Raw genomic sequence first — 336 nt, 5'->3', positions numbered from 1 at the left:
AGTGGTGAAAAGCACCCCGGGAGGGGAGTGAAATAGAACCTGAAACCGTGGACTTATAAGTGGTCGGAGTTGGACTTCGGTCTGATGACGGCGTGCCTTTTGTAGAATGAGCCTGCGAGTTACCGTATCATGCAAGGTTAAGGTATTGGAGTACCGAAGCCGGAGGGAAACCGAGTCTGAATAGGGCGTTGAGTATGGTGCGGTAGACCCGAAGCCGAGTGATCTACCTATGGTCAGGCTGAAGCTCCGGTAACACGGAGTGGAGGGCCGAACACTAGTCTGTTGAAAAAGGCAGTGATGAACTGTGGGTAGGAGTGAAAGGCTAAACAAACTCGG

The 336-nt window shown here is 52.1% G+C and carries 1 rRNA gene (cut by a window edge); it reads left to right on the top strand.

Annotated features, from left to right (window positions below):
* A 23S ribosomal RNA gene (locus P1S59_14650) occupies positions 1–336 on the top strand; its annotated part runs 254 nt beyond the window's last position; the annotation flags it as partial.

The organism is bacterium (assembly GCA_029210965.1).
Lineage (GTDB): Bacteria > BMS3Abin14 > BMS3Abin14 > BMS3Abin14 > BMS3Abin14 > JALHUC01.
The sequence above is the reverse complement of the archived record's forward strand: the minus strand, read 5'-3'. Positions and strand labels throughout refer to the sequence as shown.